This is a genomic window from Geobacillus sp. BK01 (assembly GCF_052220245.1).
Classification (GTDB): Bacteria; Bacillota; Bacilli; order Bacillales; family Anoxybacillaceae; genus Geobacillus.
This window is the reverse complement of sequence record NZ_JBQPTH010000001.1, coordinates 81,940-99,243: the sequence shown is the minus strand read 5'-3', so window position 1 is coordinate 99,243 and position 17,304 is coordinate 81,940. Positions and strand designations below refer to the sequence as shown.

Below are 17,304 nucleotides of genomic sequence, written 5' to 3'. Positions count from 1 at the left end.
TCGTTTTGCCGCCGCGCGGAAGCAGCTGCTTTTGTCACCACCGATTTCGCCCGTCATCGCTACCGTCGGCCGCTTCTTGAACAATGACCGTCACCGCCGCTTGAATCGCCTTATGATCGCTCGTTCTCGCCTTGGCGGTCGCCGTCACCGTCGCATAGCCGACATCGTTGGCGATCAGCACCCATGTTCCGTTTTCATTGACCGCTTCCACATAGGCCGGGGCGGATGACTGGACATCGGCAATCGTTTTGTCGGTCGCATTCTCAGGGATAAACCGCAGTTGCGGCGCCACCTCGAGCCGTTCGTCGACTTTCATGTACAGCACCGGGCTGGAAAACGCCATCCTTTCAAGCGGCACATACGGGTCGATGACCGTAATCACCGCTCTAGCTGTTGCCCCGCTTCCGTCAGTTGCGCGGACGATGATCGCGGCCGTTCCCGGTTTGTTTGCTGTTACAACACCGTTATGGCCGACAGAAGCGATATCCGGGTCGCTCGATTCCCACATAAGCGTTTTGTTTGTCGCATCAATCGGTTCAATGATCACCGGAATCGTTTGCGTTTCGCCAACGTTCATTTCCCGTCTGTAATCGCCGAGCGTCAAATTGCGAATGAGCTTCATATACTGGAATGACACGATCGTCGTTCCATCGCCGCGCGTCAACCCGCCGCTTGAACGCACGGCAACCGTATACTCGCCGTCATCGGAAACCGAAATGGCATACGGCGGACCAAGCAGCTGCCAATCGGACGATGAGCCGTTGCGCACGATTTCGTATTCATACATCACCCGTTCACCGGCGACAAGCCCGATCACGCGAACCGTCGGCGCTTCCGTCACCGTCGCGCCGCTTTCTACTTCGCCATTTGATGCAATGATCGACAAACGCGGCTTCAAATATATGCGCACCGTTTCATCGTGGCGATAGGTGACAAGCAGCGCGCCGTCATCGTTCGGATCGTATTGCAGCGCTTTGACCGCCAGCGGCAGCAGCCCGTATGAATTCGGCTCCGCGCTTCCGACCTCGTCTTGCGAAGCGGCGGAAACTTGATATTTGCGGATCGCGCCGTTCGCGTTTCCTTCATAGTAAAAATTCGGGAAATCATGGAGACGAACCGTCATGCCGATTCGTTCCCTCGGCGGCGCAAGCGTCGAGGTTTGCGCGCCATAGCGGCTGTCCGTAAACGTCACAACCGCTGGCGGCAGCGAGACATTGCTCATCGCAAAATCAGCCTGCATGACCCATTGCGCCGAAAGCGTCAGCTTATTCAGCTGGTTGTAATCGAACGTTTGATTGGCAAATGTCCATTTGGCATAACGCCTGCCCTGATCTGTGTAGACTGTGACTTTCCCATCAGGAACGACAGAAATGCCGTCGGGCAGTTCTTGGATAATGCTTACATTGCTAATCGTCCCGCTCGCATTGCCGACATAGCCGACAAGCGACAGTGAATATGCCGCGCGGAAGCGGTTGTCATCGCCATTAGCGGCGCCGAACTTGATTAAGCTTGTGACATCATTGGTCACTCCTTGCAATGTCACCGTGCCTGTAAAGGACGGCGGCGCTTCATCTTTAACCGTGACCGTCACCTTTTTCGTCACCGGCGGCTGCGGTTGGCCATACACGTCGCGATACGTCAATTCGGCTTCAAACGTATACGTCCCTTCAGCTTTAAACGATACCGGAACCGGAATCGTCACCGGCGGTGGAGCGCCTTGGCCGATCTGGTACGGAATCGAAAACGAAATGTAGGCGTTTTGCTTTGTTTCATCGAGCCATACTTGGCCGTTTTCCGCGATGGCGACATTGCCGCCAAATGACGACAGCGGAATGCGGATCGTTCCGGTGATCGCCGGGGTGGTGGCGAGCTGGGAAAACTGTTGGAATAAAGCGGTTAAGTTTTGCGCCGTTCCTTGCCGCGCCTCGCCGCCGGCAACCGCTGAAAGGGCGCGCAAATAGTCCATATCGACTTCCTTGCTGTCACCGAAGCCGATGGAATAGAGCGTGATATTGTTCAGTCCAAGCGCTTTGGCCACCGCTATAGCATGGGCACGGATTTCCGTTTCCACCCACTCATACGTGAATGGATAACCATTGTCACGTGAAAGACGATTTCCATTAACATAATCACTCCCATTGCTATAGAACACTCGAGTAAATCCCTTATTATCTTGAAAATGGATTCCTGCTCTTCCATCCACGTATAACTCATAAGTTAATGGTAAGTTAGCAGTGATTTTTTTCCCTGTATAGTCATAATACGGAATAAGCAAAAGCCATTGTCTCTCTACCTCGCGATACGTGATCATAGCGTCCGTATGCAACACTGTCGGCATCCCGTCTGTCAAGAAAATCACATACTTTTTGCGCGCCGGATCGTTAAAATACGACTGCGCAAGCGACAGTGCCGCCGAATAGTTCGTGCCGCCTCCGGCCGTCAGCCTGTCGCCGACCGTCCGGATTTTCTCGAGCTGGGCGGCGACCGTCGGCTGATCCCCAAACGGCACGATATCTCTCACCGAGTCAGAAAATGGAATAAGGGCAAACCGGTCATGCGGATGCGAATGGGCTTTAAAGTAATCGACAGCCGAACGGAGCGCCGTCTTGGCGCTCGAAAGCTTCTCCCATGTCATCGACCCCGACACGTCCATGACAAACACGACGTCAATCGGCGGACGGACAGGCGCGGAAACCGAGCCTTTCGGGATGAGCGTCACATCGAGCCGTCCTTCGGCATCGCCGTTTGGCGGCTTGGCGTATTCCGACTGTGAAAACGCCATGGAGAAATCGAGTGCAGCGGTGCTGGCTTCATTTCGTTTCGTATACTCATAAGGCGGCTCCGGGAATGAAAAATACAAGTCTTCCTGCCCGTTTCCCAACACCCGGTAAGCGTCGACGGTAATGTCGTAAGCCGCCCTCTCCCCTTGGGCCGATGGCCACTTGCCGCGCATATCAAGCGAAAACGTATACGTTTTCGCTCCGTTTCGGCCCGCCGGCGCTTCCACCGCTTCCGTGCGATAGCTGACGACAGAGCCGTTTTGTTCCTTCACCTTAATACGGACTTCAAAAAAGCGGATGCTGTTGCCCCGGCCATCCCCGGCCCCTGGGGCAACGGCCCATCCTTCTATTTTTTCATCTGAAACGACGGTGAGAGCGCCCTCTTTTTGATCGGCATAAACGATGTCAACCCTCACCGGCCATAGACTTGCGATGAGACAAAACACCATTCCCCATAACAGCCAGCCACGCCGCCGCATGCGCCTCCCCTCCCGCGTCAAAAGGACTATCTTTCTTCCATTATATCAATCCTTTTCATCGCTTGGTATGTTTTTTTAATAGTTTCCGCGCTTCGGATATAAAATAAAGCGATCCGGTGATCAGCAGCAAGTCATCGCTTCCCGCCTCTTTTTTCTTTCCGTCTATCCAGGCGGTCCAATCGCCCACAACAGCTTTGTGCGGGTGGGACGAAAGGGCGGCAAGATCCTCGGCCGCCGCCGCGCGCGGAAAATCAAACGTCGTAAAGGTGATCGTGTCCGCGAGCTCATCGAGCGGTTCGATCATTCGCTCAAGCGGCTTGTCCGTCAGCGCGGCGAACAAAACATGGACGCGTTTGTCGGGATAATGAGCGCGCACCGTCTCGACAAGGGCGCGGATGCCGGCTTCGTTATGGGCGCCGTCAAGGATGATCAGCGGGTTGCCGCTCACCTGCTCAAACCGGCCGGGCCAGGCGGCGGCGGCGAGTCCATCGGCGATATGCTCCGGATCGATCAAAAACGAATAGCCAAGCCGCAACAACTCCGCCGCCATCACCGCCACCGCCGCGTTGTCGACTTGATGGGCGCCGGGCATTTGAATGCGCACATCGCGGTATTCGGCAAACGGCGTGGCGAGGGAAAACTGTTCCCCTTCGGCAGTCGTTTTCCAGTCTGTTACAGTAAAATCAACGCCGAGCCGGTACAGTTTCGCCTTCCGCTCCGCCGCCGTTTTGGCGATCACCTCCCACGCCTCCGGTTCCTTCACCGCCGTCACAAGCGGCACGCCCGGCTTGATGATCCCTGCTTTTTCCGCGGCGATTTGCGCGAGCGTATCGCCTAAAATGTTCATATGATCATAGCTGACGTTTGTAATGACGGAAACGAGCGGATAAATGACGTTCGTCGAATCGAGACGGCCGCCAAGCCCGACCTCGACGAGCACGATGTCTTGAACGTTCTGTTTTCCAAAATAATATAGCATCATAGCCGTGATGACTTCAAATTCGGTCGGCCCGCCAAGTTCGGTTTTTTCCAATTCATCCGCGAGCGGCTGAATGACTTGCACGAGCTCGACGATCTCCTGATCGGAAATCGGTTCGCCGTTGATGCTGATCCGCTCGTTAAACTGCTCGACATACGGCGACGTGAACGTTCCAACCGAATAGCCCGCCGCCTGCAAAATCGAGCGCAGGTAGGCGACGGTCGACCCTTTTCCGTTCGTTCCCCCGATATGGACGGCGCGGACGCGGCGTTCCGGGTGCCCGAGTTGTTCCATCATCCATTCCATCCGTTTCAACCCGGGTTTCATGCCGAGCCGCAGCCGCCCATGAATCCAGGCGACCGCTTCGTCATAAGTTCGAACCATGTCCATCGTCCTCCTCGTTCGTTGCTGTCTTGTCCACGCTGCCGATTTCATGCGGCAATTGGGGCAAAAGCTGAATCGTACATGTCGAAGGCATTTTCCTTCGGCATCATCATCCCTATCGAAAAAGACGAACCCGCCCGCAAGCGGATTCGTCTTCATCATAATCAACAGCAAGATCGTTTGTCTACCGTTTCAACTCAGCGAGGCGCGCTTGGACGGCTTCGCGTTTTTCCATGTAATCTTGCCGCTTGCGCCGCTCTTCTTCGACGACATGGGCCGGCGCTTTCGCCAAAAAGCCTTCGTTCGCCAGTTTCTTTTCGACGCGTTCGACTTCTTTGTTCCATTTGTCGAGCTCTTTTTCAAGCCGCTTGATTTCTTCTTCGATGTTGATCAACCCTTCAAGCGGCAAAATGAGCTCGGCGCCGGTGACGACCGCGGTCATCGCTTTCTCCGGCATCGGAACATCCACATCGATCAACAGCTCGCTCGGGTTGCAGAACCGCTCCAAATAAGCGCGGTTGTTCATAAGCACATCGCGCACTTGCCCGTCTTTTACCTTCAAGTAGAGCGCCACCGGCTTGCTTGGCGGTGTGTTCACCTCAGCGCGGATGTTGCGGACGGAGCGGATGATATCAACCAACAGCCGCATTTCCTCAGCCGCTTTTTCGTTTGACAGCTCAGGGCGCACCTTTGGCCACGGAGCGACGGTGATCGATTCGCCTTCGTGCGGCAAGTTTTGCCAAATTTCCTCGGTAATGAACGGCATAAACGGGTGAAGCAGACGCATTGTGTTGTCGAGCACATACGCCAACACGGAGCGCGTCGTTTGTTTCGCCGCTTCGTCGTCACCGTAAAGCGGCAGCTTTGCCATTTCGATATACCAATCGCACAAATCGTCCCAAATAAAGTTGTACAGCGTGCGCCCGACTTCACCGAACTCGTATTTTTCCGCGAGTTTTGTCACCGTCTCAATCGTTTCATTTAAGCGCGTTAAAATCCAATGGTCGGCGACCGTTTTTTCGCCGCTCAAATCGAGTTCTTCGTGCGTCATGCCGCCCATGTTCATTAAGGCGAAGCGCGAGGCGTTCCAAATTTTATTGGCAAAATTCCATGTCGCTTCGACTTTTTCCGTGCTAAAGCGCAAGTCTTGCCCCGGCGAGCTGCCGGTTGCTAAAAAGTACCGGAGCGCATCAGCGCCGTATTGGTCGATGACATCCATCGGATCGACGCCGTTGCCGAGTGACTTGCTCATTTTCCGCCCTTGGGCGTCGCGGACGAGGCCATGGATCAAGACATCTTTAAACGGCCGCTTCCCAGTGAATTCGAGCCCTTGGAAAATCATGCGCGACACCCAGAAGAAGATGATGTCATAGCCGGTGACAAGCACGTCGGTCGGGTAGTAGCGCTTGTAATCCGGCGATTCTGTATCCGGCCAGCCCATTGTCGAGAACGGCCAGAGCGCCGAGCTGAACCATGTGTCAAGCACGTCAGGGTCCTGCTCCCAGTTTTCAATGTCGCTTGGCGGCTCATGGTCGACGTACACTTCGCCCGTTTCTTTATGATACCACGCCGGAATGCGGTGCCCCCACCAAAGCTGGCGCGAAATGCACCAGTCGCGGATGTTCTCAAGCCAATGCAAATACGTTTTCTCAAACCGCTCCGGCACAAACTGCACTTTGCCGTCCGTCTGCTGGAGCTTGATGGCCGCTTCGGCGAGCGGCTTCATTTTCACAAACCATTGCGTCGACAAATACGGCTCGACGACCGCGCCGCTCCGTTCGCTATGGCCGACAGAGTGAACGTGCTCCTCGATTTTGAACAAAACGCCTTGTTCTTGCAAATCGCGGACGATTTGCTTCCGGCATTCAAACCGGTCAAGCCCTTGGTATTGCATGGCGTTTTCGTTCATCGTGCCGTCTTCGTTCATGACGAGAATGCGCGGCAAGTTGTGGCGGTTGCCGATTTCAAAGTCGTTCGGGTCGTGCGCCGGCGTAATTTTGACCGCCCCGGAGCCGAATTCCATGTCGACGTATTCGTCGGCAATGATCGGAATTTCACGGCCGACGATCGGCAGCTTGACCGTTTTGCCGATCAAATGCTTGTACCGCTCATCATCCGGATGGACGGCAACGGCCGTATCGCCGAGCATCGTTTCCGGGCGGGTCGTCGCCACTTCAATGTAACCGGAGCCGTCGGCAAGCGGATAGCGCATATGATAGAGCGCGCCTTTGACTTCTTTATACACGACCTCAATGTCCGACAACGCCGTTTTCGTCACCGGATCCCAGTTAATAATGTACTCGCCGCGGTAAATGAGCCCTTTTCGATAGAGCGAAACGAACACTTCGCGCACCGCTTTGGACAGCCCTTCATCAAGCGTAAACCGCTCGCGCGTGTAATCGAGCCCAAGCCCTAACTTCGCCCATTGGCTGCGAATATGCCCGGCATATTCTTCTTTCCATTTCCACGTTTCTTCTAAAAACTTCTCACGGCCTAAGTCGTAGCGCGACAGCCCTTGCTGGCGCAGTTTTTCCTCGACTTTCGCCTGGGTGGCGATGCCGGCGTGGTCCATTCCCGGAAGCCAGAGCACGTCATACCCTTGCATCCGCTTCATGCGCGTAATGATATCTTGCAGCGTTGTATCCCACGCATGCCCTAAGTGCAGCTTGCCGGTGACGTTCGGCGGCGGGATGACGATCGTAAACGGTTGTTTGTCCGGATCGCCGGTCGCTTCAAAAAATTTCCCTTTCAGCCACCACTCATAGCGCCCTGTTTCGACGGCGCGATGGTCGTATTTCGGCGGCATCGATACTTCATGCTGTGCCATGTTTCATTTCCCTCCCTCGACATGATGGACAGTGCGGCCTATAGCCAGCAAAAAAGCCCCTTTCATCCGAAAAAGGACGAAAGGAGCTGCTTTCGCGGTACCACCTTTTTTCTTAAGCCTGGAAGGCTGGCGATGGAGAAGACCGCAACACGGCCAAAACCACCGGTGAAAAATCGGCTTCGTTTGCCGAGCCAAAAAGCGGACTGTGTTTCAGCCTTCTAAAGGCTTAAGCGCTTCATTCGCATAACGGCGCAAAGCCGGCTTCCTCTACTAGGCGGGAACCCGCCGTTCAACGAAGCAGCTCAGGGGCGACCTTCCAGCAGCCGTCATCCTAGGAAATCTCACAGCTTTTGATTTCCCTCTCTGCAGGCGCGGATTGCTGTACTCCTCCCCGTCTTCGCTTTTATCATCATCGTTCGATTATTATACTACCATTGTCCATCATCTTTGCCAAGTTTTTATTTATTTATTCCATTGGCCATCGGTTGGTGACAAACATTTTTTCGCTTCATATTGTATAGTAAACCTAGGAAGGAGGGAACGCCGATGCGGCGATTCAACCCGTATTCGTGGCCGCCGTGGCTAAGGCAAGTGCGCGCCGTCTGCGCCCAAGTGATCATCCCGCTTACCATTTTTCAAGCCATTCGCACCATTTTTTTGCCGACGACGTTCGATGTCATCTTATTGGCGGTATTTGTTTTACTCGCTGTGGCGCTCCATTTGGAATGGATTTAACGGCTGCCGCCCTCATCTGCCGGTGCCTCGGAGCCGTCTGTCTCACCCTGCGGCTGCGCGGCGTCGCGTTGGACAAGATGCATGACGACGGCCTCCATGTTTTTAAAAGCCATATAGCAGCGCAACAGGGCAGCGACGTGTTCGCGCTCGTTCCGCTCCATGTGCGAAGCGGCCTCATATCGTTCAAGGCAGCGGACAAACCCGCGCGGTTCAGCCAGATGGCTGTATAGAAACGCCCGTTCCGCCGGAGATAACGGCAGCTCCTTTTCGTATTCATCGATCCCCTCTATCCATTCCTGTCCGAGTGGCGGAAACATCCGGACATGAATGCGAAACGCAGCGGTCAAATCGTATACCGGAGAATTCCAGTGTGCTCGCTCCCAGCTGATCCAATACGGCGTCACGTAATGGGAAAGGCGCGCCTTTCCGTGCACCCAGGCGATTCGCCATTGTTTCGTTTCCTTCACCGCTTCCTCCCAAGCGGCAAGCTGCTCCTCGGCAAACCAATACGCGCGCATCACCTCATGAAAATACGTGCAGCACTGCAGCTGAAACGGCGACATGTACCAAGCTGTTTCATACCGCTCGATCCGCTCTTCCCAAACCGCCCGCTCCCGTTGCCATTCCTCTTTTTTTTGCTTCCGGTAAGCGTTGATCTCCTCCTCGCTTACTTTAACAAAACGGACGGTAGCGCGGTGAAGGTGCGCCAGCCCGCGAAAAAAGGCGCGGACGGCTTCTTCCTTCCCCCCCGTTTCGCCTTCGTGCCATGCTTGCAAATAATAGAGGCGCCCCCCTTCGGCCGCAAACAGCGACCGCAGCCGCGTCCCATAATGTGGGGGGCAATGGCGCCCGTAATAGTGGAGTGACTGCCAAATGGCGGCCGCCTCCTGTTCGTCATCGAGCGGTTTTAAGGCAAACACACCGCGGTCAGTATGCACTTTAACCGCTTTGCCCCGCTGTTCGATATGCCGCGGCTGAAGCCCATACTGGTGAAGCACGGCGCGATACGTTTCAGACCGTATGGTCATCCGTTACGCCCCCTCGCCGGCAAAAGAAACGGAAAGCGTCCCTCTCATAAGAAAGGACGGCTTCCCGCCATGGCCGGAATATATAACAGCTGCCCCTCGTGCACATCATCCGGGCTTTCTAAATCGTTGGCGCGCAAAAGCTGGGAGATAGTCACATCATACCGCTCAGCAATCTTGTCCAACGAGTCTCCTTGCTGGACGATGCAAATTTTTACTTTTGTAAACTCTTCCGCTTCACTTTTCGCAAACAGCTTTGTTAAGTAAAGGGCGTTTTCGCTTTTCACTTCCGTCTGTTGTTCTTCCTCTTCCTCCTCATTTCCTGCCTTTTTGGCGGCCCCGATTGAGACTTTCGCCTCCGTTGGCGGCAACAGGGGAGCAAGTTCCTCTTCCGCTTCCGCACTCACCGCTTTCGTTTCCGTCTCAAGCGGCAAAAATGGTTCTTTTACGTCCTCTTCTTCATCAGACGGCGTTTGTTCATGACGTACAGCCGCCGGTTCAAAGGCGGAAACCGGCAGTTCCTCGCCCGCTGCGACAGTCTGTTCATCCGCCTCATCAGCGGGACGGTCCTCCGATGTGAACGTCTCATCGTCGGCTGCCTCCTTGCGGGCGACCGACTCGAACGGGGCAAAAAGCGGCTCCTCATCTTCGTCATCGGCAGGCAAGTCATCGACAAGCGGCGCTTCACTAATCCCGCTGATCGAAATATCAGCAGTCACAAGCAGTCTCCCGTTATCACCTAAGTCATAGTCAAACGTTTCCACTGTAACGTATACATCATCAAGATCACGAATGCGGTTTTTCGGAATCGTTATATCGATCGGAAACCGGTGCGACAGCTCGCAAATGCCATCCTCGCGCACGGAAATGTGCTGAATGTAACGATAGCTGGCAAAATCAAATGCGTCGCTGTCCACTTCCGGAGCCTCTCCTCCGCTTGCCGGGTGAAACTCTCCGTTTAGTTCAAGCGCGCCGCGAATCGTAATATATTGATCGTACTCGTCGACAGAGATCACAGGGTCAAGGGAAATCGACAAAAATTCGGCGACTTCCTGTCCGCTTTTAAACCAGACTGACTCTTCCAATGAAAAACGCAAATACGATTGCTCCAACCGGGCCTCCTCCTTCCGTCCCTTCACCTAATGGTTTCTATGACATTATCCATTGTATGAGCGAAAAAGAGGCGGTATGATAAAAAAATCAGGCTGCCGTCGATCAGCAGCCTGATTAGCTCACGCCTTGCGCAGGCGGGCAAACACCCGCTCCGCTGCGGCAATCGTATACTCGATATCCTCATCGCTGTGCGCCGTCGACAAAAACAGCCCTTCAAATTGCGACGGCGGCAAGAAAATGCCTTCATTCGCCATTTCCCGGTAATAAGCGGCAAACAGCTCCAAGTCAGACGTTTTCGCCGTTTCGTAATTGACCACCGGTTCGTTCGTGAAGAACAAGCCGATCATCGATCCGGCGCGGTTGATTGTATGCGGAATATCATATTTTCCGGCCGCTTGGCGCAACCCTTCTTCGAGGCGCGCCGCCTTGCGGCTGAACTCTTTATACGTTTCCGGCGTCAGCTGGCGGAGCGTTTCGTAACCAGCCGTCATGGCGAGCGGGTTGCCGGATAGTGTGCCTGCCTGGTACACCGGCCCGCTCGGCGCAACGAGTTCCATAATGTCCGCTTTCCCGCCATACGCCCCAACCGGCAGGCCGCCGCCGATCACTTTGCCAAGGCACGTCAAATCCGGTTCAACCCCATAATACCCTTGGGCGCAGCGGTAGTCGACGCGGAAGCCGGTCATGACCTCGTCAAAAATAAGCAGGGCGCCGTATTGTTTTGTCACGTCCCGCAGTCCTTCCAAAAAGCCGGGAACAGGCGGCACGACCCCCATGTTGCCGGCCACCGGCTCAACGATCACCGCGGCGATGTCTTCGCCAAACCGCTCAAATGCATAGCGGACGCTGTCTAAATCGTTATACGGAACGGTGATCGTATGTTGGGCAACCGATTCCGGTACGCCCGGGCTGTCCGGCAAGCCGAGCGTCGCCACGCCGGAGCCGGCTTTAATGAGCAGCGAATCGCCATGGCCATGGTAGCTGCCTTCGAATTTGATGATTTTGTTGCGCTTCGTATAGCCGCGCGCAAGGCGAAGTGCGCTCATCGTCGCCTCAGTTCCGGAGTTGACCATGCGCACGATTTCAACCGACGGCACCCGCTCGATGACGAGTTTGGCCAGCTCATTTTCCAGAAGCGTCGGGGCGCCAAAGCTCGTTCCTTGTTCCGCCATGCGCTTTAACGCTTCCACGACTTGCGGATGGGCATGTCCTAAAATGAGCGGCCCCCATGACAATACATAGTCGATATATTCGTTGCCGTCAATATCGTAAATTTTCGAACCTTGGCCGCGCGCCATAAAGATCGGCGTCATGCCGACCGACTTAAAGGCGCGCACCGGGCTGTTCACCCCACCCGGCATCAAGTTGACTGCCTCTTCGTAAGCGGCTTTCGACCGTTCATAGCTTCGCACAGTTCCGACCTCCTCTATTCCGCCAGCCAACGGGCGACGTCTTTCGCAAAATACGTGATGATCAAATCAGCACCCGCCCGCTTCATGCCGGTCAGCATTTCCATCACGACCGCTTTCTCGTCGATCCAGCCGTTTTGCGCCGCCGCCTTGACCATCGAATACTCGCCGCTCACGTTATAAGCGACAAGCGGAAGCGGAAAGCGGTTTTTGATGTCGCGGATGATGTCCATATACGCCAACGCCGGCTTCACCATTAAGAAATCGGCGCCTTCTTTCACATCGGATTCCGCCTCGCGAAACGCTTCAAGACGGTTGGCCGGATCCATTTGATACGTTTTCCGGTCGCCGAACTGCGGCGCGCTGTCAGCCGCGTCGCGGAACGGGCCGTAAAACGCCGAAGCGTATTTAATGGCATACGACATGATCGGCACGTTTTCCAATCCGGCTTCATCCAATCCTTGACGGATGGCGGCGACAAAGCCGTCCATCATGTTCGACGGTGCGATGATGTCAGCACCTGCTTTCGCTTGACTGACCGCCGTTTTGACGAGCAGCTCAAGCGACGGATCGTTCAACACATGTTCGTTCTCCACGACGCCGCAATGGCCGTGGCTTGTATATTCACACAAACACGTGTCGGCAATAACGATCAGTTCTGGGCATTGTGCTTTAATTTGGCGGGTTGCCCGCTGGACGATGCCGGTTTCGCAATACGCCTGTGTACCGACTTCATCTTTGTCATCCGGCACGCCAAACAACATAATCGCCGGAATGCCGAGCTTGACGATTTCGTCGATTTCCTCCGCCAAGCGGTCGAGTGACAAATGGTACACCCCAGGCATTGACGGCACTTCGCGGCGAATGCCGCTCCCTTCGACGACAAACAGCGGATAAATGAGATCGTCAACACGAAGATGCGTCTCGCGCACCATCGCCCGCAGTGCGGCCGTTTGCCGCAGGCGGCGGTGTCGGTCAAATGTCAACGCCATATGATCGTCCCTCCATGGAAAAATATTGTTCCATCGCTTTTATCATACCATCAGCTGTATAATCGGTTGGACAAATATGTACTGTGATCCCTTCCCGCTCCGCCGCTTTTTTCGTCACCGGCCCGATGCAGGCGATGGTGACCCCTTCAAGAAGCGCCGGCATTTCGCCGCCGAGAAGGTGGACAAGACTATGGACGGTCGAAGGGCTCATCAACGTAATCACATCGATTTTCCGCTCGCATAGCAGCGCCAACAGCCGTTCGCGCCCGCTCGCATCGGGCACGGTGCGGTACACCGTCAGCTCATCGACCAACGCCCCTGCTTTCCTGAGCGCCTCAGGCAACGTCGGGCGGGCCAAATCCCCTTTGACAAACAACACCCGATCCCCTTGGCGGAGGCGAGGCGCGAGGACGGCTGCCAGCCGCTCAGCGGTGAAATCATCCGGCATGAGCGCCGGCGAAAAGCCGAATTCGGCGAGCGCCGCCGCCGTCTGCCGTCCGACGACAGCGATGTCAGGCACAAGCGACGACGGCGGGAGATACGGGCAAAAAAAGCGCACCGCGTTCGCGCTTGTCAAGACGAGCCAACGATAATCGTGAAGCCGTTCGACTGCGGCGGCGATGTCTTCCGGCGCGGCGGCCGGCCGGATGGAAATTAACGGAATCTCAACCGGCATAGCGCCGGCAGCGCGCAATTTGGCAGAAAACGAAGTTGCCTGCTCCTTCCCGCGGGTCACGAGCACCGCCTTGCCGGCGAGCCGACGTTCAGCCATTATTGATCCAACTCCTTTTTCACCCGTTCAATAAGCGCCTTCGCCCCTTGCTCACTCAACATGGCGGCCGCCTGCCGGCCAACCGCCTCCGGATCGAGGCCGGACACGATTTCTTTGTACATTTCGTTGCCATCCGGCGAAGCAACAAGTGCGGTGAGACGCACCGTTTCCCCTTCCACTTCCGCATAGCCGGCAATCGGCACTTGGCATCCGCCTTCCATTTGCTGCAAAAAGGCGCGCTCCGCCCGCACCGCCCGCTCGGTTCGCTCATCGTTTAAGCGGTTTAACCATTCCCGCAGCTCCGCATCATCTTCACGGCATTCCACCGCAAGCGCCCCTTGGCCGACGGCCGGGACGCAAACGTCCGGCGGCAAGTAGTCGCTGATCACGTCACCGCTCCACCCCATGCGCACCAAGCCGGCGGCCGCCAGCACGATCGCGTCGTAATCCTCGTTTTCCAGCTTCGCCAGCCTCGTATCAATATTGCCGCGAATCCATTTGATCGTCAAATCCGGGCGATAAGCGAGCAACTGTGCCGAGCGGCGCAAGCTGCTCGTGCCGATGACCGCTCCCGGCGGCAAGTCAGACAACGTCCGCTTCCCCTTGCTCACGAGCACATCGCGCGCATCTTCGCGGCGCGGCACCGAGCCGATCACCAACCCGTCCGGCAGCACCGCCGGCATATCTTTCATGCTGTGAACGGCCATATCGATGCCGCCGGTGAGCAATTCATGCTCGATCTCTTTCACAAACAGCCCTTTTCCGCCCACTTTGGAAAGCGTGACATCGAGCACGCGGTCTCCTTTCGTGACGATTTCCTTCACCTCAAACGTAAACGGCGCCCCGAGACGCTTCAATTCGTCGATGACCCAGTTTGTCTGGGTCAAGGCGAGCTTGCTGCGCCGTGAGCCAACGACAATGTTTCGCATTTCGTTCCTCCCCAATTACGCATACCAAAAATGGAATTTTGACAGACTGCCAAACAAGAAAAAGTTCACAAGCAAAAATAAAAACGAACCAATATTCCATAGCGCAATCGCCTTCCCTTGCATCTGCCGGACGACCCGTTTGTAAAAGTAGATGCTATAAACGAGAAGAACGACAAACGACCCGAGCACTTTCGCGTCATACCAACGGAAGTGGTCAAGTTGAATGTATGCCCAGATGACACCGAGAATGAGCCCTAGTAACAACATAGGCAAGCCGAGCAAATTTAAAACATAAGACAAAAAATCGAGCTTCGCCAAATCGGCCATCCGCCACAGGCGCGCTCCCCATTTTTTCCTTTTCAACAAACTGTATTGCAGCATATACAGCACCGAAAAAATAAAGGACACCGAAAAAGCAGCGTATGCTCCGAGCGCGAGCGTAATATGAATGATCAGAAGCTCCGAGACGAGCCGTTCGGCGATGGCCGGCGACTGCGATGACGGCACAAACGTGTGAATGGCCAAAATAAAAAAGGCGAGCACGTTCGTAAAAAAGACGATGAAATCGACGCGCAACAGCCGGTTGATCACGAGCGACAGCGTAATGAGCAGCCAGGCGTAAAAATAAAGCCCTTCCGACATCGTCAAAATCGGAAAGCGCTTCGTTTCCATGATGCGGAAGGCGAACACCAACGTCTGCAGCAGCCAGACAACAGAAAGCAACCAGAAGGCGGTTTCGTTCGCCTTCCGGTTTTGCTGCAAAAAATCAATGAAGTATAACAGGATGGACGCAATGTAAAGCAAAATCGACAGTTCGTACAACGGCGCCACGATCCATCCCACCTTACAGCTGCCACGACGGATGGGCCGCTTCCGCTTGCTGCCGGTCGTGCCGCACTGCTTCTTCCCGCTTCATCCCCTGTTGCTGCGCTTTCACCGCATCTTCGATATTAAAAATTTTCATAAACAGCTCGAGCGCCTCCTCGGCGTTCGGGCTGGCAGCGAGCTCTTTCGCCTGCAAAATCGGATCGCGGAGCAGCTGGTTGATGATGCTTTTCGTATGCTTGTTCAGCACTTTCCGGTCGCGCTCCGACAAGTGCGGCAGCTTCCGCTCCAAGCTTTTCATCGTTTCCGCCTGAATGGCGAGCGCTTTTTCACGCAGCGCCGCAATGACCGGCACGACCCCGAGCGTCTGCAGCCATTGGCTGAACGCAACAAGTTCGGCCTCCAGCATCGTTTCAATGCGGGCCGCTGCTTTTTGCCGCTCGGCCAAATTGGCGGCCACCACATCTTGCAAATCGTCAATATCGTACAAAAAGACCGTCTCCAAATCGGCCAACGCCGGATCCAAATCGCGCGGCACGGCGATGTCGACCATAAAGAGCGGGCGGCCTTTGCGCATTTTCTCGAGCGGCGCCACCATCTCTTTTGTCAACATGTAGCCTTTTGCTCCGGTCGAGCTGATGACGATGTCCGCTTCCAGAAGCGCACACGACAGTTCGCTGAGCGGCTTCGCCTCGCCGGCGAACTGTGCGGCGAGCTGCTTCGCTTTGTCGAGCGTCCGGTTGACGACTGTGACTTTGCCGGCGCCGCTGCCATACAAGTTTTGCGCCGCCAATGCGCCCATTTTGCCGGCACCGATGATCAACACGTGCTTATCCGCCAGGCGGCCAAAAATTTTCTTCGCCAGCTCAACGGCCGCATAGCTGACCGATACAGCATGCGCGCCGATGCCGGTTTCCGAATGAGCGCGCTTGGCAAACGTCACCGCCTGTTTAAACAGATGGTTGAAAATCGTGCCGGTCGCCCCAATCTCTTGGGCGAGCAAATAGCTGTCTTTCACTTGCCCTAAAATTTGCGTTTCCCCGAGCACCATCGAATCTAAGCCGGCAGTGACACGGAACAAATGGCCGACGGCCGCCTCCCCTTCAAAGACAAGCAAGTACGGGGCGATCGCTTCCGTCTCGAAGCCAAACCATTCGGCTAAAAACGATTTGATATAGTAACGGCCGGTATGCAGTTGATCGACGACCGCGTAAATTTCCGTCCGGTTGCATGTCGACACAATGACGTTTTCGAGCACGCTTTTTTGCTTGGCGAGCCGTTGCATCGCTTCGCCGAGCTCGGTCTCGCTAAACGCCAGTTTTTCACGAATTTCTACAGGGGCGGTTTTATAGTTCACGCCGACAACGATGACTTGCACAGTGCAATCCCCCCTTTTAGGCAAATCCCTTCTACATATTATACCATAGCTGTCCACCACTCCGATTTGAAAAAATTGTGAACATCCATCGCCAGCTATGATAAACTGTATACAGTGACCATTCTACCACAAACATGTCTACATGGGAAACGGGGGACATGACCATGAAAAACAAAGCCGCCTTCTCCGGCATCTTGTTCATTGGGCTTGGGCTGTACTTCCTTGCCGCGCAGCTGTCAATCCCATTTTTGCGTCTTTTTCAAGGCTGGCCGGCTTTGCTTGCCATTTGCGGCGCCGCCCTGCTCGGCCAAGCGTACTCGGCGCGCGAGTACCATTATGTCTTCCCTGGCTTCCTTTTGCTCGGCTTCGGCGTCGAGCTGCTGCTCGCCGGCGCATTTCCGTCTTGGCCGCGCGGGACCAATATGTTTTTTTTCCTTATCGCGCTCGCCTTTTTGGCCAGCAGCCGCAAGCAAAAAAGCGGAGCCGGCTTCGGTGTCTTTTTTTTGTTTCTTGCGGTGGTGTTCACGTTTTCCGGCCGCGGCCAGCCGCTCTTTCAACTCTTGCAAACCGGGCTTTCTTCCGTCTGGACGTTTTGGCCGCTCGGGCTGATCGCCGTTGGAATGTATGTGCTATGGGCCAAACGGAAGTAAGCGGGCGAAAAAGCGGTTTCCGCTAAC

The 17,304-nt window shown here is 55.2% G+C and carries 13 protein-coding genes and 1 other annotated feature; of the genes, 2 read left to right on the top strand and 11 right to left on the bottom strand.

Annotated elements, in window-relative coordinates; all coding sequences use genetic code 11:
• Positions 1-34 precede the first annotated feature (34 nt).
• From ACTVDO_RS00470 to ACTVDO_RS00460, 3 genes are all read right to left on the bottom strand, one after another.
• Positions 35-3,259 carry a VWA domain-containing protein gene (locus ACTVDO_RS00470; protein ID WP_442900854.1) on the bottom strand — a complete coding sequence of 1,075 codons (3,225 nt, stop codon included), beginning with the start codon at positions 3,257-3,259 and terminating at the stop codon, positions 35-37.
• Between the two features lie 55 nt (positions 3,260-3,314).
• On the bottom strand, positions 3,315-4,622 hold the full coding sequence (locus ACTVDO_RS00465) for a bifunctional folylpolyglutamate synthase/dihydrofolate synthase (protein WP_442900853.1): 1,308 nt from the start codon (positions 4,620-4,622) through the stop codon (positions 3,315-3,317).
• Positions 4,623-4,806: 184 nt separating this feature from the next.
• On the bottom strand, positions 4,807-7,449 hold the full coding sequence (locus ACTVDO_RS00460; RefSeq protein ID WP_442900852.1) for a valine--tRNA ligase: 2,643 nt from the start codon (positions 7,447-7,449) through the stop codon (positions 4,807-4,809).
• Positions 7,450-7,518: 69 nt separating this feature from the next.
• Positions 7,519-7,856 (bottom strand) — a binding site (T-box leader).
• 139 nt (positions 7,857-7,995) lie between these two features.
• Between ACTVDO_RS00460 and ACTVDO_RS00455 the strand changes: the two genes are divergently transcribed.
• On the top strand, positions 7,996-8,184 hold the full coding sequence (locus ACTVDO_RS00455) for a hypothetical protein (protein ID WP_020960766.1): 189 nt from the start codon (positions 7,996-7,998) through the stop codon (positions 8,182-8,184).
• Here ACTVDO_RS00455 and ysxE read toward each other — a convergent pair.
• The 8 genes from ysxE to hemA all read right to left on the bottom strand — a co-directional run bounded on the left by ysxE (position 8,181) and on the right by hemA (position 16,627).
• Positions 8,181-9,212 (bottom strand): spore coat protein YsxE, encoded by a 1,032-nt coding sequence (gene ysxE, locus ACTVDO_RS00450; RefSeq protein ID WP_020960767.1) that lies wholly within the window; start codon positions 9,210-9,212, stop codon positions 8,181-8,183. The genes ACTVDO_RS00455 and ysxE overlap by 4 nt on opposite strands.
• 44 nt (positions 9,213-9,256) lie before the next feature.
• On the bottom strand, positions 9,257-10,321 hold the full coding sequence (gene spoVID, locus ACTVDO_RS00445) for a stage VI sporulation protein D (protein WP_020960768.1): 1,065 nt from the start codon (positions 10,319-10,321) through the stop codon (positions 9,257-9,259).
• Between the two features lie 120 nt (positions 10,322-10,441).
• The gene (hemL, locus tag ACTVDO_RS00440) at positions 10,442-11,734 is read right to left on the bottom strand and encodes a glutamate-1-semialdehyde 2,1-aminomutase (RefSeq protein ID WP_442900850.1); all 1,293 of its coding nucleotides are present in this window, start codon (positions 11,732-11,734) and stop codon (positions 10,442-10,444) included.
• Positions 11,735-11,748: 14 nt separating this feature from the next.
• A complete protein-coding gene (hemB, locus tag ACTVDO_RS00435; protein WP_020960770.1) occupies positions 11,749-12,723 on the bottom strand; it encodes a porphobilinogen synthase in 975 nt (324 codons plus the stop codon).
• Complete coding sequence (locus ACTVDO_RS00430; protein WP_442900849.1) at positions 12,707-13,495, bottom strand: uroporphyrinogen-III synthase; 789 nt, start codon at positions 13,493-13,495, stop codon at positions 12,707-12,709. The genes hemB and ACTVDO_RS00430 overlap by 17 nt, the downstream gene beginning before the upstream one ends.
• Complete coding sequence (gene hemC, locus ACTVDO_RS00425) at positions 13,495-14,424, bottom strand: hydroxymethylbilane synthase (RefSeq protein ID WP_442900848.1); 930 nt, start codon at positions 14,422-14,424, stop codon at positions 13,495-13,497. Before hemC ends, ACTVDO_RS00430 begins: the two co-directional genes overlap by 1 nt.
• A 15-nt stretch (positions 14,425-14,439) precedes the next feature.
• On the bottom strand, positions 14,440-15,258 hold the full coding sequence (gene ccsA, locus ACTVDO_RS00420) for a cytochrome c biogenesis protein (RefSeq protein ID WP_041267976.1): 819 nt from the start codon (positions 15,256-15,258) through the stop codon (positions 14,440-14,442).
• 10 nt (positions 15,259-15,268) lie between these two features.
• Positions 15,269-16,627 carry a glutamyl-tRNA reductase gene (gene hemA, locus ACTVDO_RS00415; RefSeq protein ID WP_020960774.1) on the bottom strand — a complete coding sequence of 453 codons (1,359 nt, stop codon included), beginning with the start codon at positions 16,625-16,627 and terminating at the stop codon, positions 15,269-15,271.
• A 164-nt stretch (positions 16,628-16,791) separates the two neighbouring features.
• Between hemA and ACTVDO_RS00410 the strand changes: the two genes are divergently transcribed.
• Positions 16,792-17,277, top strand: coding sequence for a LiaI-LiaF-like domain-containing protein (locus ACTVDO_RS00410; protein WP_020960775.1), 486 nt, complete (start codon positions 16,792-16,794; stop codon positions 17,275-17,277).
• Positions 17,278-17,304 lie beyond the last annotated feature (27 nt).